The sequence below is a fragment of the Rhizobium sp. 01T417 genome (genome assembly GCF_056398905.1).
In genome coordinates this window covers 15,779-34,902 of the sequence record NZ_JBFTQH010000025.1, presented here as the reverse complement: position 1 = coordinate 34,902, position 19,124 = coordinate 15,779, and the positions used below count along the sequence as shown (strand labels likewise).

At 61.4% G+C, this 19,124-nt stretch carries 16 protein-coding genes and 2 pseudogenes; 10 read left to right on the top strand and 8 right to left on the bottom strand.

Annotated features, from left to right (window positions below; translation table 11 throughout):
- Positions 1–57: 57 nt before the first annotated feature.
- Positions 58–234, top strand: a pseudogene (locus tag AC1DPR_RS21910) (diguanylate cyclase domain-containing protein); the annotation flags it as partial.
- Positions 235–307: 73 nt separating this feature from the next.
- Here the strand turns inward: AC1DPR_RS21910 and AC1DPR_RS21905 are convergent.
- Complete coding sequence (locus AC1DPR_RS21905) at positions 308–781, bottom strand: VOC family protein (RefSeq protein ID WP_018858579.1); 474 nt, start codon at positions 779–781, stop codon at positions 308–310.
- A gap of 204 nt (positions 782–985) precedes the next feature.
- Between AC1DPR_RS21905 and AC1DPR_RS21900 the strand changes: the two genes are divergently transcribed.
- From AC1DPR_RS21900 to AC1DPR_RS21890, 3 genes are read left to right on the top strand one after another with little or no spacing between them, the layout of a single operon-like run.
- Positions 986–2,782 (top strand): acyl-CoA dehydrogenase C-terminal domain-containing protein, encoded by a 1,797-nt coding sequence (locus AC1DPR_RS21900; protein ID WP_018858580.1) that lies wholly within the window; start codon positions 986–988, stop codon positions 2,780–2,782.
- A gap of 37 nt (positions 2,783–2,819) precedes the next feature.
- On the top strand, positions 2,820–4,028 hold the full coding sequence (locus tag AC1DPR_RS21895; RefSeq protein ID WP_018116981.1) for an acetyl-CoA C-acetyltransferase: 1,209 nt from the start codon (positions 2,820–2,822) through the stop codon (positions 4,026–4,028).
- 12 nt (positions 4,029–4,040) lie between these two features.
- Positions 4,041–6,254, top strand: a complete 2,214-nt coding sequence (locus AC1DPR_RS21890; protein WP_018858581.1) for a 3-hydroxyacyl-CoA dehydrogenase NAD-binding domain-containing protein — start codon at positions 4,041–4,043, stop codon at positions 6,252–6,254.
- A gap of 61 nt (positions 6,255–6,315) precedes the next feature.
- On the opposite strand, the gene AC1DPR_RS21885 is transcribed toward AC1DPR_RS21890, so the two are convergent.
- From AC1DPR_RS21885 to AC1DPR_RS21875, 3 genes are all read right to left on the bottom strand, one after another.
- A complete protein-coding gene (locus AC1DPR_RS21885; protein ID WP_018858582.1) occupies positions 6,316–6,744 on the bottom strand; it encodes a plastocyanin/azurin family copper-binding protein in 429 nt (142 codons plus the stop codon).
- A gap of 125 nt (positions 6,745–6,869) precedes the next feature.
- A complete protein-coding gene (locus AC1DPR_RS21880) occupies positions 6,870–7,985 on the bottom strand; it encodes a flavin-containing monooxygenase (RefSeq protein WP_113471927.1) in 1,116 nt (371 codons plus the stop codon).
- 51 nt (positions 7,986–8,036) lie between these two features.
- Complete coding sequence (locus tag AC1DPR_RS21875; protein ID WP_113471928.1) at positions 8,037–9,446, bottom strand: DUF1254 domain-containing protein; 1,410 nt, start codon at positions 9,444–9,446, stop codon at positions 8,037–8,039.
- 630 nt (positions 9,447–10,076) lie between these two features.
- Here AC1DPR_RS21875 and AC1DPR_RS21870 point away from each other — a divergent pair.
- Positions 10,077–10,355 (top strand): hypothetical protein, encoded by a 279-nt coding sequence (locus tag AC1DPR_RS21870; RefSeq protein WP_156828782.1) that lies wholly within the window; start codon positions 10,077–10,079, stop codon positions 10,353–10,355.
- A gap of 300 nt (positions 10,356–10,655) precedes the next feature.
- Here AC1DPR_RS21870 and AC1DPR_RS21865 read toward each other — a convergent pair whose 3' ends face one another.
- Positions 10,656–12,278, bottom strand: a complete 1,623-nt coding sequence (locus AC1DPR_RS21865; protein WP_025660360.1) for an ABC-F family ATP-binding cassette domain-containing protein — start codon at positions 12,276–12,278, stop codon at positions 10,656–10,658.
- A 280-nt stretch (positions 12,279–12,558) separates the two neighbouring features.
- On the opposite strand from AC1DPR_RS21865, the gene AC1DPR_RS21860 reads away from it, so the two are divergent.
- Entirely contained in the window at positions 12,559–13,191 is a 633-nt protein-coding gene (locus AC1DPR_RS21860) for a TerC family protein (protein WP_062373483.1), read from the top strand.
- Between the two features lie 23 nt (positions 13,192–13,214).
- Here the strand turns inward: AC1DPR_RS21860 and AC1DPR_RS21855 are convergent, their stop codons facing one another.
- A complete protein-coding gene (locus AC1DPR_RS21855) occupies positions 13,215–13,778 on the bottom strand; it encodes a DUF922 domain-containing Zn-dependent protease (protein ID WP_113471936.1) in 564 nt (187 codons plus the stop codon).
- A gap of 310 nt (positions 13,779–14,088) precedes the next feature.
- Between AC1DPR_RS21855 and AC1DPR_RS21850 the strand changes: the two genes are divergently transcribed.
- Both AC1DPR_RS21850 and AC1DPR_RS21845 read left to right on the top strand, forming a co-directional pair.
- Positions 14,089–15,009, top strand: a complete 921-nt coding sequence (locus AC1DPR_RS21850) for a sulfite exporter TauE/SafE family protein (RefSeq protein WP_018858589.1) — start codon at positions 14,089–14,091, stop codon at positions 15,007–15,009.
- The gene (locus tag AC1DPR_RS21845) at positions 15,009–15,815 is read left to right on the top strand and encodes a TIGR02186 family protein (RefSeq protein WP_018858590.1); all 807 of its coding nucleotides are present in this window, start codon (positions 15,009–15,011) and stop codon (positions 15,813–15,815) included. The genes AC1DPR_RS21850 and AC1DPR_RS21845 overlap by 1 nt, the downstream gene beginning before the upstream one ends.
- On the opposite strand, the gene AC1DPR_RS21840 is transcribed toward AC1DPR_RS21845, so the two are convergent.
- Positions 15,816–16,322 carry a winged helix-turn-helix transcriptional regulator gene (locus AC1DPR_RS21840; protein WP_169683767.1) on the bottom strand — a complete coding sequence of 169 codons (507 nt, stop codon included), beginning with the start codon at positions 16,320–16,322 and terminating at the stop codon, positions 15,816–15,818.
- Between the two features lie 92 nt (positions 16,323–16,414).
- Here AC1DPR_RS21840 and AC1DPR_RS21835 point away from each other — a divergent pair.
- Positions 16,415–16,975, top strand: a pseudogene (locus AC1DPR_RS21835) (dihydrofolate reductase family protein).
- Positions 16,976–17,018: 43 nt separating this feature from the next.
- Here AC1DPR_RS21835 and AC1DPR_RS21830 read toward each other — a convergent pair.
- Positions 17,019–18,086 (bottom strand): cyclic nucleotide-gated ion channel, encoded by a 1,068-nt coding sequence (locus tag AC1DPR_RS21830; RefSeq protein ID WP_018858593.1) that lies wholly within the window; start codon positions 18,084–18,086, stop codon positions 17,019–17,021.
- Between the two features lie 340 nt (positions 18,087–18,426).
- On the opposite strand from AC1DPR_RS21830, the gene AC1DPR_RS21825 reads away from it, so the two are divergent.
- Complete coding sequence (locus AC1DPR_RS21825) at positions 18,427–19,008, top strand: transglycosylase SLT domain-containing protein (RefSeq protein ID WP_018858594.1); 582 nt, start codon at positions 18,427–18,429, stop codon at positions 19,006–19,008.
- The last annotated feature ends 116 nt before the right edge of the window (positions 19,009–19,124 follow it).

Below are 19,124 nucleotides of genomic sequence, written 5' to 3'. Positions count from 1 at the left end.
TGTCCACATTTAGGAACGCCGCTATGCACTTGCCCTCAGCCCCCATCGCATCATTGTATGTGCCGACGCATCGATGACGGAGAAACAGCCGCGCTGACGGCGAACGAGACCTTTGGGGCGCTCTATCTCGATATGGATGGCTTCAATGGCATCAATGACAGGCTCGGCCGTCACGCCGGCGATGAGGTTCTGCGAGAGGCCGCAAACCGCATCCGCACGGCTAGAGTTGCAGGCGTTTTCAATGCCCGCACACGACCCACAAGATTGCCGTTCCCGCACCGCCACGACCGAAAACTGCCATCAAGAGCTACCGGTAGGCTGCTTCGAGCTTCGCGATATCGAGCTTCACCATGCCGAGCAGGACTTCGGTGACACGCTTGGCGCGCTCCCGGTCGGGATCGGCAATCATCTCACTCAGCACGCGCGGAACGATCTGCCAACATAGGCCCCATCGGTCCCGCAGCCAGCCGCACTGCTCCTCCACGCCGCCGTTCTCCAGGAAGGTGCTCCAGATCCGGTCGATCTCCTGCTGCGTCTCGCATTGTACCGAGATCGAGAATGCATGGTTGAACGCATCAAGCGGACCGGCTTGCATGGCCACGAAATCCTGATGCCCGAGCTTGAACTCGATGATGATGACACTGCCGGGCGGGCCGCTCGGCGTCTCGGCCGGAAGCACGGTCGTGCGCCCCATGGACGCATTCGGGATCGTTGCCACATAGAATTCGACGGCCTGCTGGACGTCCTTCTCAAACCAGAGATTCGAACTGACCTTGAGCATGGATTGTCCTCCTCGTTGTTGCTCTGATGAAAGGTTCGACACCCCAAGGACGTTCCCGATCGGCCCTTCCCGACACCGCACCACACAATCGCATCACAAATTCGAGCAAGCGCGAAATTTGACGTTTACGCAAACGTCAATATTTTGTAAGAGACTCTCAAATGCCGGCTTCGTCCGGCGTGCCGAATTGGAGGAATTCGAACGATGCCAGTCTATAAGGCCCCGGTAAACGACACGCTTTTCGTGCTGAACGACGTGCTCGGCCTGGAACGCTACAACAATCTTCCGGGGTTTGCCGACGCGACGCCTGACATGATCGAGGCGATTCTCGGAGAATCGGCAAAGCTTGCCGAGGAAGTGCTTTTCCCGCTGAACTATTCCGGCGATCAGCAAGGCTGCGTGCGCCATGAAGACGGCTCGGTCTCGGTGCCCGATGGTTTCAAGGGCGGCTATGACGCCTATTGCCATGGCGGCTGGACTGGCCTTGCGGTTCCCGAGCAATTCGGCGGCCAGGGTCTTCCCTACGCACTGCATGCCGCCGTCGGCGAATACACCTCCTCCGCCAACATGTCGCTGATGATGTACCCGGGGCTCACCCAGGGCGCGATCGCGGCGATCTTCGTGCATGGCTCGGAGGAGCAGAAGCAGACCTATCTGCCGAAGATGGTTTCCGGCGAATGGTCCGGCACCATGAACCTCACCGAGCCGCATTGCGGCACCGATCTCGGCCTGCTGCGCACCAAGGCGGTGGCGCAGGCAGACGGCAGCTACAAGCTGTCAGGCCAGAAGATCTTCATCTCGGCCGGCGAGCACGACATGACCGACAACATCGTGCATCTGGTGTTGGCGCGCATCGAGGGCGCACCTGAAGGCACGAAGGGCATTTCGCTGTTCATCGTGCCGAAGTACCTGGTCAAGGCGGACGGCACGGTCGGTGCGCGCAACCAGGTTTCCTGCGGTGCGATCGAGCACAAGATGGGCATTCACGGCAACGCCACCTGCGTCATGAATTATGACGGGGCAACCGGCTTCCTCATCGGTGCCGAGAACAAGGGTCTCAGCGCCATGTTCGTGATGATGAACGAGGCGCGTCTCAGCGTCGGCCTGCAGGGACTGGCGATCTCCGAAGTCGCCTATCAGAACGCCGTCAACTATGCCCGCGAGCGCATCCAGGGCCGTTCACTGTCAGGCCCGAAGGCGCCGGACAATAAAGCCGACCCGATCATCGTGCATCCGGATATCCGCCGCTCGCTGATGACGATCCGCGCCTTCAATGAGGCAGGCCGCGCCTTCCTGCTGTGGACGGCCCTGAAATCCGACATCGCCCACCGTTCGGCGGACGAGAAGGAGCGCCAGACCGCCGACGACATTCTCGGCCTCGTCACGCCGATCCTGAAGGGCGTCCTGACCGACAAGGGCTTCGACCACGCGGTCATGGCACAGCAGGTCTTCGGCGGTCACGGCTACATCGAAGAGCACGGCATGAGCCAGTATGTGCGCGACGCGCGCATCGCCATGATCTACGAGGGCGCCAACGGCATTCAGGCGCTCGACCTGGTCGGCCGCAAGCTCGGCCAGAACGGCGGCCGCGCCGTCATGGCGCTGTTCAAGGAAATCGGCGATTTCTGCGAGGAGAACCGCAACGAAGAACAGATGGCCTTCTTCACCAAGAACCTGAAGAAGGGGTTGAACGACGTGCAGGCGGCGACCATGTGGTTCATGCAGCACGCCATGGCCAAGCCCGACAATGCCGGCGCCGGCTCCACCGACTACATGCATCTCTTCGGCCTCGTCGTGCTCGGTTACATGTGGGCAAAGATGGCCAAGGCTGCCAATGATGGCCTTGCCGCTGGAGAAACCGAACGCGAAACATTCCTGCGCAACAAGCTGATATCAGCCCGTTTCTTCATGGAGCGGATCATGCCGGAAACGGCACTGCGCAAGGCCCGCATCGAGACCGGCGCGGAAACGATGATGACGTTGGCCGCCGAGGCCTTTTGAGTTCAACGGCGCTTGCCGCCGATAGGGAGATAGAGGAATGACCGAGGTTTTCATTTACGACCACGTGCGCACGCCACGCGGCCGCGGCAAGAAGGATGGCTCGCTGCACGAGGTGCCGTCGGTGCGGCTTGCCGCCAAGACGCTGGAGGCGATCCGCGACCGCAACGGGCTCGATACGGCAACGGTCGATGACATCGTCATGGGCTGCGTCGATCCAGTGATGGAAGCAGGCGCGGTCATCCCGCGTGGGGCCGCCTTCGAGGCAGGCTACTCCACCAAGGCGCCCGGCATGCAGATCTCCCGCTTCTGCGCTTCCGGCCTCGACGCAGTGAATTTCGGCGCGGCGAAGATCGCCCAGGGCGCCGATGACATCGTCATCGCAGGCGGCGTCGAAAGCATGTCTCGCGTCGGCCTCGGCATGTCCGGCGGCGCCTGGTTCATGGATCCGTCGGTGAACTTCCCGGCCTATTTCATGCCGCAGGGCGTCTCCGCCGATCTGATTGCCACCAAATACGGCTTCTCGCGCGACGACGTCGATGCCTATGCCGTCGAGAGCCAGAAGCGCGCTGCGAATGCCTGGGAGAAGGGCTACTTCAAGAACTCCGTCATTCCTGTGAAGGACCAGAACGGCCTTGTTATCCTTGCCCATGACGAGCACATGCGCCCAGGCACCGACATGCAGGCGCTGGCGGCGCTCAACCCCTCCTTCCAGATGCCGGGCGAGATGGGCGGCTTCGAAGCCGTCGCCATCCAGGCGCATCCGGAGGTCGAGCGCCTCAACTACGTTCACCACGCCGGCAATTCCTCCGGCATCGTCGATGGCGCGGCCGCCGTGCTGCTCGGCTCGAAGGCCGGCGGCGAAGGCATGGGCGTCAAGCCCCGCGGCCGCATCAAGGCCTTTGCCAATATCGGCTCCGACCCGGCGCTGATGCTGACCGGCCCTGTCGACGTCACCGAAAAGCTTCTGAAACGATCAGGCATGTCGCTCGCCGACATCGATCTCTTCGAGCTCAACGAAGCCTTCGCCGCCGTCGTGCTGCGCTACATGCAGGCCTTCGAGATCCCGCACGACAAGATCAACGTCAACGGCGGCGCCATCGCCATGGGCCATCCGCTCGGCGCCACCGGCGCGATGATCCTGGGCACCGTGCTGGACGAACTGGAGCGGCGCGACCTCAACACCGCGCTCGTCACGCTCTGCATCGGCGCCGGCATGGGCACCGCAACCGTCATCGAACGCGTCTAAGGGAGAGAGACGATGACCTACAAGAACTTCACCGTCGAAACCGACGCGGACGGCATCGCTCTCGTCACCTGGGACATGCCCGGCAAATCCATGAACGTCTTCACCGAAGAGGTGATGGACGAGTTGAACGCCATCGTTGATGCCGTCGTTGCCGATAGCGCCGTCAAGGGCGCGGTTATCACCTCGGGCAAGTCGAGCTTCTCGGGCGGCGCGGACCTCTCGATGATCAAGTCGATGTTCTCGCTCTATCAGCAGGAGAAGGCCGCCAATCCCGATGGCGCTGCGCAGAAGCTGTTCGATCTCGTCGGCCGCATGACCGGCCTCTTCCGCAAAGTCGAAACCTCCGGCAAGCCCTGGGTTTCGGCGATCAACGGCACCTGCATGGGCGGCGCCTTCGAAATGTCGCTCGCCTGCCATGGCCGCGTCGCCTCGAATGCCAAGTCGGTGAAGATCGCGCTGCCCGAGGTCAAGGTCGGCATCTTCCCCGGTGCCGGCGGCACGCAGCGTGTCTCGCGCCTGGCGGACGCCCAGTCGGCCCTGCAGATGATGACGACAGGCCAGTCGCTGACAGCAGCACGCGCCAAGGCGATGAACCTCGTGCATCAGGTGGTCGAGCCGGATCAGCTGATCCCGGCTGCCAAGCAGATGATCAAGGACGGCCTCAAGCCAGTCGCGCCTTGGGACGAAAAGGGTTTCAAGGCGCCCGGCGGCGGTATCTGGACGCCTGCGGCAGCGCAGCTCTGGCCGGCCGCACCGGCGATCCTGCGCCGCGAAACGGCGGGCAACTACCCGGCAGCACTCGCAATCCTCAAATGCGTCTATGAAGGCCTACAGGTGCCTTTCGACACCGGCCTCAAGATCGAACAGCGCTATTTCACCGAGATCCTGCAGACCAGCGAAGCCTTCTCGATGATCCGTTCGCTCTTCATCTCCATGCAGGAGCTCGGCAAAGGGGCCCGCCGCCCCGCCGGAATCCCGAAAACGGAGTTGAAGAAAGTGGGTGTCGTCGGCGCCGGTTTCATGGGAGCCTCGATCGCCTATGTAACCGCCGCCGCCGGCATCCCCGTCACCCTCATCGACCGCGACATCGAAGCGGCGGCCAAGGGCAAGGGCGTCGGTGAAGGCCTGGTGAAGGACTCGATCAGTAAGGGACGCCTTACGCAGGATGACGGTGCGGCGCTGCTTTCGCGCATCGTCCCGTCCGCGGACTATGCCGACCTCAAGGATGCTGATCTCGTCATTGAAGCCGTGTTCGAAGACCGTGAGGTCAAGAAGGCCGTGATCGAGGCGGTTGAAGCCGTGCTGCCGGAAGGCGCCATCTTCGCTTCCAACACCTCGACCCTGCCGATTTCAGGCCTTGCCAAGAACTCCAAGCGCCCTGCCGATTTCATCGGCGTGCATTTCTTCTCGCCGGTCGAGAAGATGATGCTGACCGAGGTCATTCTTGGCAAGCAGACCGGCGACAAGGCGCTGGCGGTGGCACTCGATTACGTCGCCGCAATCAAGAAGACGCCCATCGTCGTCAACGACACCCGCGGCTTCTTCGTTAACCGCTGCGTCTTCCGCTATATCCACGAAGCCTACGACATGCTGATCGAGGGCGTCCCGCCCGCGATGATCGAGAATGCTGCCAAGATGGCCGGCATGCCGGTCGGCCCGCTCTCATTGAACGACGAGGTGGCGATCGATCTGTCGCAGAAAATCCTCAAGGCCACCGTCGCCGATCTCGGCGAAGCCGCCGTCGATCCTGAACATATGGCGCTGATCAACAAGATGGTCGACGAGCTCGACCGCCGCGGCCGCAAGAACGGCAAGGGCTTCTACGACTATCCGGCGAAACCGGCCAAGAAGTCGCTTTGGCCCGAGCTGAAGACCTTCTACCCGCAGATGAAGGCGGAAGACGTCGATGTCGAGGTGCTGAAGCAGCGCTTCCTCGTCACCATCGCACTGGAGGCAGCCCGCACCATCGAGGAAGGCATCGTCACCGATCCGCGCGAGGCCGACGTCGGCTCCATCCTCGGCTTCGGCTTCGCGCCTTATACCGGCGGCGTGCTCTCCTACGTCGACGGGATGGGCGTGAAGGCCTTCGTGGAGCTATGTGAAACGTTAGCCGTAGCTTACGGTGCACACTTCAAGCCGACGGCGCTGCTTGAGGACATGGCGGCCAAGGGCGAGACCTTCTACGGCCGCTTCGACCCTTACGCAAAGGATAAGGAGGCGGCGTAAGCCGCCTCTGGCACCTGTCATCAAAGCCAGCGGTGCTTTCGGCTGGCTTTCGATCTCGCGGCTACTTGGTCACGGTAAGGCTGGCCTGCATGCCCGCCTCGTAATGCCCCTTGATATTGCACAGAAGCAGGTAGGCGCCGGGAGCGAGCTTCGTTTTCAACTGCCCGTCCGCTCCCGGCTTTAGGTCCGAGACTTCGCCGATGCTCTTGAGCTGCTTTTCATCGACCCTATGCCTGGATGCAATCAACGGAACCTTCTGGTCCGGGGACTTCAGCTTGACGAGCACCATCTCGTGCTCCTCGGTCATCGCGTCGTTGTGAACCGCGAAGATCGTTTCCCCTGCCTTGATCGTGGCCTGGTCGAGCGTCAGGGTCATCGGCCCGCCGCCCTCGCCGCCTTCGGTCACTTTCACAGTCGTAGCCGCCCATGACGGCGAAGCGGTTGCGATCGCGGCAGATGCGGCGAGAGCGTACCATGCGTACCTGTTCATCAAATCAGCCTTTCCGTTGCAGCCCGCGCTTCATGTAGGCAGCACGTCTGACGCCAGCCTGAACGGCTGGTCCAACCGTCGCAGGCTCGGCAACACAAAGCCGGCCCCGGGCGATGGACGACACATCATTGGCCGGCGATGGAGGCCGCGATCTTCTCGGCCTCAAGTCCGATTTCCCGGAGAAGGCCGGTTGGAACGGCGGTGAAGCCGCAAAAGTAGAGGCCATCATTCGCCGGCTGGAGATCTCCGCGCGCGGGACCGTCGGCGCCGCCAAATCGTTGTTTGAAGTCGGCCAGCAGCGCCTCGAGCCCCGGCCGATAGCCGGTCGCAAGGACGATCGCGTCAAAAATGCCGGAGCGGCCATCCGCGAATTGCACCTGGCGATCGTCGGAACTCGTGACGGCAGGGAACACCTTGATATCCCCCGACCTGATCCGCTCGATCGTGCCGATGTTGATCATCGGCGTGCGGCCCCTTTCTATAATGCCGGCCAGCGGCCCGCCTTTTGCCCTTTCCACTCCGAACGCCCCGAGGTCCCCAAAACGCAGGCTGAGGATCGGCGCGTTCACCGCGTCGACTAGGCGATAGGGAAGGAACCGCTGGGCGATGGCAATGCTGGCGGTCGTCACGCCGAACAGCTCGAGCGGCACGACGTTGACCGGACCACGCACGGACATGGCGACATGAAGGCCGGCCTCGGCGCATTCGAGAGCGATCTCGCCGGCGGAGTTGCCGAAGCCGACGACGAGGACCCGCTCGGCTGCAAGCTCCGCGGCATTCCGGAACTCCGAGGAGTGCAGAAGCTTGCCCGAAAACAGCTCCTGCCCCTCCCAGGACGGCCTTATCGGCGCGTTCGAAAGCCCGGTCGCGAGGATGACATTGCTCGCCTCGAATGCCCCCTCGAAGCTCTCGACAATCCACGCCTTGTCCTTGCGGATCGTCGTCGCGCGCACGCCGAACCTGACCTCGATGTCGTTCGAGGAGCTATAGGTTTCGAGATACTCGATCACCTGCTGCCGCGAGGGATACTTCGGAAACCGCCGTGGCATTGGCATTCCCGGCAGAGCCGAGTGCATCTTGTGGGTATGCAGCCGAAGGCGGTCGTAGTGGCGATGCCAGGAGGCAGCCAGCGTGTCGCCTTTCTCAAGCACCAGAAACGGGCGTCCACGCGCCTGCAGCGCCACGGCGCAGGCCAATCCTGCCGGTCCCGCACCGATGATGATCGTTTCTGTATCCGTCATGGGAGCTCTTGGCTCACGATGCCAGTCATAAATGGACCCTCGTGCTGACACCTAGGGCGCGGCGACCCTGACGACATCCGACAACACCCACTTCTTGTCAAAAAACTCCTTCGTCGGGCCGTAGGCGCGGAACATCAGTTCGAACTGCCGCTTCGGATCGGTCGGCACCCAATTGGTGTCCTTGCCCTTGGGGGCCTTGGGACCGAAATAGAGATCGACGGATCCGTCTCCGTTCTTCACCAGTTCCGGAATCTGCGACGAACGGCTGGCACGCGCAACATTCTTGATCAGCGCGTGCGTCTGCCGGTCATAGGCCGTCACCGACCAATATTGCTGGACGGGAACATTGCCAGGCACATGGAGACGATAGGTCTTGCCGCCGTCGAAGGCATTGCCATCCTTGTCGCGGATCGAGATCGCATAGAACTGACCGGCCCCGAGCCTCTTGATGCCGATATAGGCATAGCTGTAGGCAACGCCGCGATGATCGACCGGATAGGCGTCCTGTTCGACGAAATCAGATTGCATGGCCTTGATGAGATCGGGATAGGCCGGGAAGGTCCAGCGGCTCTTCTCGCTGAAGAAGGGCGGCAGACCGGCATCGTATTTCGCCTCCAGTAGGGTCTCGGCCTCCTTGATGCCCTTGGTCAGCAGGGATTTGGTGTGGCGATCGGGCTCAAACGGCTTGTCTTTCTCTATGCCGATCGATTTCAGCTGGTCGATCATCACGCGGTCGCGGGAGATCCACGGCTCTTCCTGTACGACACGGTTCAGATTGTCGAAGAAGCTCGCGTCCCATCTGATCGTGGAATCGAACAGAACATCCTTCACGTCGGAGAAAACGGTCTCCGTCGGATTGGCGGCGGCCGACAGCGGATAGATTTTCAGCTTCTTGCCGTAGTCGATGGAGGCCTGGACATCGGCATCACCATGGCTCGCAAGGTTCGAACGAAACAGCATGTAGCCGCCGTAGACCTCGGACCGCAGCGGAATGAACCCGTCCGGCAGCTTGTCCGTGTAACCCGGCGGCAGGACCACGAACTTGCCGCCTTTGCCCTTGTCGTATCCGAGCAGACCGGCATCCTCGAGCGGCAATTGCCATGCGGTGACGATATTGCCGTTGAAGGAGGCCTTTTCCTCCGCCGGCGGCAGATCGAGAACGACGGGGCCGTCCTTCGTGCTGAAGAAAACCATGAAGTAGAGAGCGTCCGGATTGGGCGTCAGCGTCTGGTTCATCCAGTCGAGCGGGCGGCCCCAATAGATGACCTGTCCGACCTTGCCGGGCGTCTTCTCAAGCATCTCCTGCCGCATCAGATCGTAGTTGACGACGGGTATGCCCCAAACTGCCGCCTGGACTGCATTCCGCTCGATCTCCTGGTCGAACACCTGCCGTGCGGTCCTATCTGCCGAAAGTGCCGGACCGGCGAGCAGCAGCATGCATAGTAGCGCGATAGACCTCATGGCAGGCCTCCTCCGATCTTGATGCGTCATCCGGAGTGAATGCTTGCGGGGCTCAATACGGAAGTACGTTACGGTAAATGTGACCAGTATCCCATCTGCAGACTAGAGGCGGGTCCGACCATGCGAAATCGGGATATGCTGATGCAATATCCGATCGAGTGCATGGTGCCTCAACGGAGCAAAACAGCGCCGAGTTAAGCCATATCAATCACTTATCCGATCTCTCATCCTCGCTCCCCGGCCCCGTGCCTAAAATCCTCCCGCTTCCGTCGCCGGGGTGTTTCGCGAGACTTTCGCGGGCAGGCGGGAGCCGGCGCCCTGCCGGAGGCTGTAACGTGTAGTCGAAGGCAGGGAGGCGAAAGCCGGGCATCGGCATTAGACCGCTGCCATCACAAGTCTCCCCCGGATGTTCCAGCATCCGGTTTGGTTCAGCCATGCAAGTTCGGGCCGATCTGCTCGGACGCAGCGAGACGAGGCGATCGCCTGAAGGGGTAGGGATATCCCGAAGAACGCCGAAGGCCACGCAAATGCGGAGCCACAATAAATCTAACCAGTGAGGTTCCGCATTTGCGTGGGCTCTCCGGATCGATGGTCGAAAACATGGCGGCGGAGCTGCCGTGGAGGAGACGCATGCGAAGCAGCCTGTTCCTGAAAAGACTTCTCGCCCTGCCCGTTGTCGACGTGCTCGCCGTCGTCGAGGCCATGAATTTCGAGGATGGCGGACTGGTCGATGGCGAGGAAAAGGCGCGATCCGGCGGATGCGTCATCACACGGCTGGCCGCCAGCGAGTGCGGCTTCTGGAAAGATTGCTCCATCGCCACCTGCCGTCGTGCCCGGGCCTGCAGGGGCAGGCTGACGGCGGCACAGATGCACCACGATGCCGGCTATCACCCTTACTTCCCGCCTTGAACGCGCGCCAATGAGGACCGGCGCCACACCATCCTTCGAATGATGGGAACGATGCAACAGACGACTGCTGACGACACGGAGGAGTTCCGCGATCTGGAACGTCGCCTGGCTGAGGCGGCGCTGCGGCAACCGGAACTCCGGCCGCGGCTCGCCGCCTTCCCCGGTCGCTACGGCCTGCCCGGCAGCGCCGAATTGCCGATCGTAACGGCGACCTTTGAAGGACCCCGGCGAGGCCCGTGCAGTGGCCGTCACGATAGCGGCTCGCATCGAACCTGCAGGTCGACCGGCGCCCCGCTACCCTCAGCCCCGCAGGCCAGGTGCCTCGTAACCGGTGCGCTCGACGTATTCCGTGTAGCCGCCGCCATATTGGTGGATGCCGTCAGGCGTCAGTTCCAGCACGCGGTTGGAAAGCGCCGCGAGGAAATGCCGGTCGTGCGAGACAAACAGCATCGTGCCCTCGTATTGCGACAGCGCCTTGATCAGCATTTCCTTGGTGTCGAGGTCCAGGTGGTTGGTCGGCTCATCGAGCACCAGCAGGTTCGGCGGATCGAAGAGCATCTTGGCCATGACAAGCCGCGCCTTTTCGCCACCCGACAGCACGCGGCACTTCTTTTCGACGTCGTCGCCGGAGAAGCCGAAGCAGCCGGCCAGCGCTCTCAGCGGCGCCTGCCCTGCCTGCGGGAAGGAATCCTCCAGCCATTCCAGCACTGTCCGCTCGCCATCGAGGATATCCATGGCGTGCTGGGCGAAATAGCCCATCTTGACGCTGGCGCCGAGGGCAACGCTGCCCTGGTCCGGCTCGGCGGAACCAGCAACCAGCTTCAGCAGGGTCGACTTGCCGGCACCGTTGATGCCCATGATGCACCAACGCTCCTTGCGGCGGACCATGAAGTCCAGGCCTTCGTAAATGGTTCGGCTGCCGTACTTCTTGTGGACGTTCTTGAGGTTGATCACGTCTTCGCCGGAGCGCGGGGCCGGCAGGAAGTCGAAGGCGACCGTCTGGCGGCGCTTCGGTGGCTCGACCCGGTCGATCTTCTCCAGCTTCTTGACGCGGCTCTGCACCTGCGAGGCGTGCGATGCGCGCGCCTTGAAACGCTCGATGAACTTGATTTCCTTGGCAAGCATCGCCTGCTGGCGCTCGAACTGCGCCTGCTGCTGTTTCTCGTTCTGCGCCCGCTGCTGTTCGTAGAACCCGTAATCGCCGGAGTAGCTGTTCAACGAGCCGGCGTCGATCTCGATGATCTTGCCAACGATGCGGTTCATGAACTCGCGGTCGTGCGAGGTCATCAGAAGCGCCCCGTCATAGGTCTTCAGGAATTCTTCCAGCCAGATCAGGCTTTCCAGGTCCAGGTGGTTGCTCGGCTCGTCGAGCAGCATGACATCCGGACGCATCAGAAGAATGCGGGCGAGCGCCACGCGCATTTTCCAACCGCCCGACAGTCCGCCGACATCACCGTCCATCATTTCCTGGGTGAAGCTCAGGCCTGCCAGCACTTCGCGCGCACGCCCTTCCAGAGCGTAGCCGTCCAGTTCCTCGTACCGTGCCTGGACTTCGCCATAGCGCTCGATGATCCGGTCCATTTCGTCGAGCTTGTCGGGATCGACCATTTCCACTTCGAGTTCACGCAACTCGGCCGCGACGACGCTGACAGGCCCAGCACCTTCCATGACCTCGGCCACGGCGCTACGGCCGGCCATCTCGCCGACATCCTGATTGAAATAGCCGATCGTCACGCCCTTTTCGGCCGCGACCTGGCCTTCATCGGGCTGCTCCTGCCCGGTGATCATGCGAAAGAGCGTCGTCTTGCCGGCGCCATTCGGGCCGACGAGGCCGATCTTCTCGCCTCTGTTGAGGGCTGCGGAGGCTTCGATGAAGAGGATGCGGTGGCTGTTCTGCTTGCTGATATTCTCGATGCGAATCATGTCTGCGTGGAGTCCGAAAGCGTTGCTGCGCCCCTCGATCATGCCGGCCGGGGCTTTTTGCGGCTCTCGCTAGCACGTTCGCGGCGCAATGGCCAATCCCAGGCCATGCAAAGAACTCTACGTCAGGAAAATGAAGGTCGTTTGTCGACCGGGCGGAACTGCAACGGGCGACAGAACTTTTCCACAATAGGTCCTCGCCCCTTGATCAGCCGATCAGCGATCATTTATGCGTTATCGGCGCGCCGGCGGGCGTTTCGCATATGTCAGGGATTATCAGATTATGGAAATTTTCACCTCGGCCGGCTTGCTGGCGCTCTTGCAGGTCATTCTCATCGACCTCGTGCTTGCCGGCGACAACGCCGTCGTCATCGGTCTTGCCGCCGCCGGATTGCCGGCCGACCAACGCAAGAAGGCGATCCTCGTCGGTATTCTTGCTGCCACCGTGCTGCGTATCGCGCTCGCCAGCGTTACCGTCCAGCTTCTCGAGATCATCGGCCTGCTGCTGGCCGGCGGTATTCTCCTGCTCTGGGTCTGCTGGAAGATGTGGCGCGATCTGCGCAACGGCAGCGGCGAAGTGGAGGGTGCCGAAGGCGACGCGGCGGCGCCGAAGAAGACCTTCTTCCAGGCAGCCAGCCAGATCGTCATTGCCGACGTGTCGATGTCGCTCGACAACGTGCTCGCCGTTGCGGGGGCTGCCCGCGAACATCCGACGATCCTCGTCATCGGCCTCATCCTGTCGATTGCGATGATGGGTATTGCGGCGAACTTCATCGCGCGCCTGCTCAACCGCTACCACTGGATCGCCTATCTCGGCCTTGCCATCATCGTCTACGTGGCGCTGAGCATGATCTATCGCGGCGCCCTCGAGGTCTGGCCGCACCTCGCGCCGGTGGCCGCTGCCGCTTTGGGCTGAACCGCCATAGGTTCGAACGGCCCTCAGGGGCCGTTCACGAGCTGCAGGACGAGGCGGCGAATATTGCCGCCCTCGCTCATCTCCGCCTTGTCGAAATCGCGGCCCTGCTGTCGCTGTCGCGCCGAGAGTTCGCCGAGCCGCTTGGTGAGTTCGACCCGGATCTTGCGGCAATCCGGGTCATTGTCGGCGGAAAAGCCGACGCTCATCGCCTCGATGTCCCGGACCATCTGCTCGATATAGTCCCCGTGCACCCGCTCATGCGTTTCGATGCCGGCAATGAAGGTCGCCCAGCTTGCCTGGGTGGCAGCGGGAAGCTTGCCGGTCGGCTTCGGCAGCGTGTAGGTGATGATCAGCTTCGGCCGCGCCACGGCTAGCACGCAGGCATCGCCCCGGCGCTCGTATTTTCTGGTCCAGGTCAGCTTGAAAGTCGTGTGCGCCACCACCCGACCGCCGGCAAGCTCGGGACCGTGCTCGCCGATGGAATCGTACAAGGCTGCGCCGGAACTGCCCGTCACCGCGTAGGTCCGCACCTCTTCGATCGGCTGCCATTCCGCCTTCGCCGCAACCGGCTGAAGGACGCACGCCATCAGCAACCAACGAACCAATCCTGCCTTCACGCGAATCCCCCGGACAATCCTGCTCCGACCCTAGTCGGCAGGCGTCTCGCATTCAACCGGCGATCCGGATGCGGCACTAGGCACGCTTTGTCGGGATCGACCCCTAAAGGTCTGTCATAAAACCCAAAAAAAGCCTGAATATTCGAGAGTGATCACGCTATCGAGTGGATCGCGTGTCGCTAATCGAAATCCTCTGGCAACGATTTCACCGTATGATGCACCATTCGAACAAGATGTAAGACGCCTGCCTGTGGGGGCAGTTCATAGATTGGGGTCTGCTGTGACAATCTATCTGCCTATCGCAGAATTGTCGGTGAACATCTTCATCATTCTCGGCATGGGAGCAGCCGTCGGCTTTCTCTCCGGAATGTTCGGTGTCGGCGGCGGCTTCCTGATCACGCCGCTCCTGATCTTCTACAACATCCCGCCGGTCGTTGCCGTCGCCACCGGCGCCAATCAGGTCGTGGCCTCCTCCATATCCGGCGCCATCACGCATTTTCGGCGTGGATCGCTCGACCTGAAGCTCGGAACCGTACTGCTGATTGGGGGTCTCACCGGTGCGACAATCGGCATCTGGATCTTCTCGCTGCTCAGGCGGATCGGTCAGCTCGATCTCATCATCTCCTTGCTTTACGTCGTCTTTCTCGGCACGGTCGGTGGACTGATGCTGGTCGAGAGCGTCAGTGCCATGCGCCGTGCGGCGAAGAACGTGCCGCCGACACCGCGGCGCCCCGGTCATCACCATTGGGTGCACAAGCTGCCGCTGAAGATGCGGTTCAAGAAGTCGAAGATCTTCCTCAGTGTGATCCCGGTCGTCGCGCTCGGCTTCGGCATCGGCATCCTGACATCGGTCATGGGCGTCGGCGGCGGCTTCATCATGGTGCCGGCGATGATCTATCTCCTGCGCATTCCGACCAACGTGGTCGTCGGCACGTCGCTGTTCCAGATCATCTTCGTGACCGCCTACACGACGGTCGTGCAGGCGGCGACGAACTTCTCGGTCGACATCGTGCTCGCCTTTTTCCTAATGATTGCCGGCGTGATCGGCGCGCAGTATGGCGTGCGTGTCGGACAGAAGCTGCGCGGTGAGCAGCTTCGCGCGCTTCTCGGACTGCTGGTGCTTGCCGTCGGCCTTCGTCTTGCCGTTGCGCTCGTCGTAACCCCAGCGGACGTCTACTCCGTCGTCATGGGAGCGAATTGATGCGCCGCTTCCTCGCTGCTCTTCTATCTATCGTTCTCTTGCTGCCCACCGCAGCAATGGCGCAGATGCTGCTCCCGGGCCAGGCCGCGCAGAGCAAGACCGAAGGGCTGGAGATCGGCACCTCCACCAGCGAAATCGCCATCACTTCGGATTTTCGGGGCGCGGACCTGACGATCTTTGGAGCCGTGACCAACACTGACAGTCTTCTGTTGGCAATCGGCCAATATGACGTGGTCGTCGTTCTCGAGGGGCCGCGAGAAAACGCGACCGTGCGCCGGAAGGAGCGCGTGTTCGGCGTCTGGATGAATACGCGATCGATGACCTTCGAGGCGGTGCCGCACTCCTATTCGATGTCGAGTTCGCGCATGCTTGACGACATCACCACGCCGCTCGACCTCACCGATAGGGGGATCGGCATCGACCACATCCCGCTGACGCCGGTCGGCTTCGTCGGCAACGCCAGCAATCTCGGCGAATTCCGGCAGGCCTTTCGCCGACTGCAGGAAAACGGCGGCCTCTAYGATCGCGACCCGAGCGGCGTGCGTTTCGTCAGTTCCAGCCTTTTCAAAGCCAGCCTGCGGTTGCCGGCAAACATTCCGAACGGCGTGCATACCGTGCGAGCCTATCTCTTCAAGAGCGGCAATTTCATCACTGAGAAGTCGGTGCCGTTGCGTGTCATCAAGACGGGCATCGAGCAGATGATTACCGACGCGGCGCACTCGCAGCCGATTGCCTACGGCCTGGTTTCTGTCTTCCTGGCGCTCATTACCGGCTGGGGTGCCAGCGTGGTGTTCCGCAAGGATTGATCAGGCGGATTTCGTCTTGCGGGCGACGACGCCGAGATAGGCTTCGGTGAGGCGCGCGAGGACGGACGGCGTTCCGGCAGGTAGCTTCTTGCCGAGATGCTTGGCGCGTAGCTCGTCCATGAATTCCTCCCAGAGTTCGGTGCCCCCCTCCTCCAGAAGCTCCGCCCGAATGGAGAGTTCCTCGGTAACCGGAAGATGCCTGCGACCCCACGCACCCATGTGCGCGAAGATGGGCACGAGTTGGATCGCCATTTCGGTCAGGCTATAGATTGCCTTCTGCTTGTGCGTCGGATCATCCTCACGCGTCAGCAATCCCCTGTCGACTAGGCGGCGGAGGCGGTCGGCAAGAATGTTCGAGGCAATTTTCTCCTGCGAATTCTGCAGCAGTTCGCGAAAATGGCGCCGATTGCCGAACATGATGTCGCGGATGACAATGAGGCTCCAGCGATCGCCGAGGACCTCGAGCGTCAGATTGATCGGGCAGCCGGAGCGATGAGCGTCGTCCATTAGCACCTCCAAAAACTGCTTGCATTTTGCCATCAGTCAACCAAGCGTTCAACCAGTTACGAGTCGCAACCAGTTTCGAGGAGGACGAAGGGATGAGAAAGCTTATCGTTTGGAATCTGATGACGCTTGACGGCTATTTCGAAGGGACGAAGCCGTGGGATATCGATTTTCACACTCTTGTCTGGGGTCCCGAACTGCAACAGTACTCCGAGCGTCTTGGCGAAGAGGGCGACCTGCTCGTCTTCGCCGCAAGACATATGAGGGCATGGCCGCCTATTGGCCGACCGCCACGGACGAGGAAGGCGAGAAGATCAAGGCCTATATGAACGGCATTGCCAAGATAGCCGTATCGAGGTCGATGCCGACGGCCGACTGGAACAACCCGCGTCGTGAGTGAACCCGTCTCGGAACCCAAGAAGCTGAAGGCCGAAACCGGCAAGTCGATCTTCATTTTCGGCAGCGCCGAACTGGCGGATTCGCTCCTGAAGGAAGGCCTGGTGGATGAGATCCGCATGTGCCTTGTGCCTGTCATCCTCGGCGGCGGCAACCCACATTTCAAACCGGGAGACTGGCAGCTTCCGCTGAGGCTACTGGACAGCACGACGACGAAGAACGGCGCAGTGATCCTTCGCTACGAGCCGGTCCAAGCATGAGCGTCAATGGCTGCGGCCCTGCCGCAGCCACAGCGGGATTGGATCAAGCATTCGGCAGCCCGCCCCGTCGCTCAAGCGCAGTCTTGCGGATGGTCTCTGCGATCTCGGGGCTGCTGCTCGACAGCATCTGGAACTCCACCGCATAGAGCGACAGCAGCGACACCTCAGTTGCGGCACTGACAGTTGCTGATCGCGGCTCGCCCGTGATCAGCGCCATCTCGCCGAAAAAGCTTCCGCTGCCAAGTTCCACCGCATGATCGGGGGTTGCCACGCTGACCCGCCCCTCGACGATGAAGAACATCTGATCGCCAATATCACCCTTGCGACAGATCACGCTACCGGCAGGGACGACGCGCGGTCGCAGCGCCCGCACGATCTCGACGAGTGCGGCAGCGCCGAGCTTCTGGAATAGAGGTACGGCGGCGACCAGTTGCCAGTTGCGAACAAAGTCCTGACGGCGAACCTCTTCGTAGAAACCGGTGGCGAGGATACCGGCCCAAAGCGCAAAAATGCCGATACCGCTCATCATCACCAGGCCAGCCAGTATCCGCCCTCCGAGGCTCTGCGGGATCTCGTCGCCGTAGCCGGTCGTCGACAACGTCACGACGGCCCACCACATCGCCTGCGGGATGCTGCCGAACTTGTCTGGCTGGACGTCGCGCTCGATGACATAACCGGCCAGCGCGGCACCAAAGAGAACGATGCCGAAGACCGACGTGACGCCAAGCAGATTGCGCGATTCGTTCGCAACCACCTTTGCCATCAGCCTGAAGAAGCTCGAGTCCCGCAGCGGCTTGAGAAGCCAAATGGCGCAATACAGGCTCCGATCGCGAGATCCAACGAACAGGAATGCAACGACCGGAACCAGAACGGCAAGCAAATCGATCACAAGGGCCGTCACCCCGCTCGACGGGCGTTGTCGACGTGAGAGCAACGTCCCAACCAATTGGAGCACATAGACCACCCAAATTGCCGCAAGCAGCAACTCAAAGGCCAATTGCTCTTCCGCGGCGAGATTGGGCGTCGTCAGCGCAGCAACGATCAGGAGACCAATTGCGGCGAACAGCGCGTTGATCGGCGTCGAAATCTTCGAGAAAGGCACTGCCGACATCAGACACTCCCAACCGCGCCCGGCATTCTTCGACAATAAATGCCTTTGGGCCACGCGCAAAGTACACTTGAACCAACGCTCGTGCGGCCTCACAGGGCCAGGCAGTTTGGCAAGGGAAGCGGGCCTGACGGCCAAACTGTTCTTCGAGCGGCGAGGTTTCGTCGTTTTAACGCAGCAAAGCGTCGAAAAGCGCAGGCGGGCGCTGACAAAATTCCGGATTGGAAAAGCTGCTCTCCTAAGCGGCACTGCCGCCATTTGCAGGTGGCAACTCGCATTCCGCTAAAAACCGCTCGTTAATATTTACGAGTTAGTAATCTCTCGGAAACGAGAGGTTCTTGTAATGCGTATCCGTGCCCTCCCCGCTCTCGTGCTTCTGGCACTTGTTGCCGGCTGTGCGACCGCTCCCAAACAGACCCGAAACATCTGCGCGGTCTTCGAGCAGCGCGACGGGATGTTCACGAGCTGGCAGCGCGCGGCGGAAAAGACGGAGCGCAAGTATGGCGTTCCGGTTCCGATCCTGATGGCGACCATGTATACCGAGTCCGGCTTCCAGCCCTATGCGCGACCACCGCGCACCAAGCTGTTCGGCTTCATTCCGTGGACGCGACCTTCGACGGCTTACGGCTATTCGCAAGCGCTCGACGGCACCTGGGATCACTACCAATCCGCCACCGGCAGCTGGGCCGCGCGCCGCACCAACTTCGCCGATGCGATCGACTTCATCGGCTGGTACCACGCGCAAAACAGCCAGGTGACCGGCATTCCCCTGAACGATGCCTACAACCTCTATCTCGCCTACTATTCCGGCCCGAAGGGTTACGTGCGCGGCGACTGGCGCTCGAATGCACAGCTGCAGAAGACGGCGCAGCGGTTCAACAACATGGCAGTGACCTATCAACGGCAATTGCAGGAGTGCAATTAAGGCCTTCACTGGGAACGTCCAATAGAAACACTATACAACACGAACCAAACAAAATTGGGTCGATCTTCGTACATCTACAGTATTGTTTGACAATACATTCGGGACCATGGGATTCT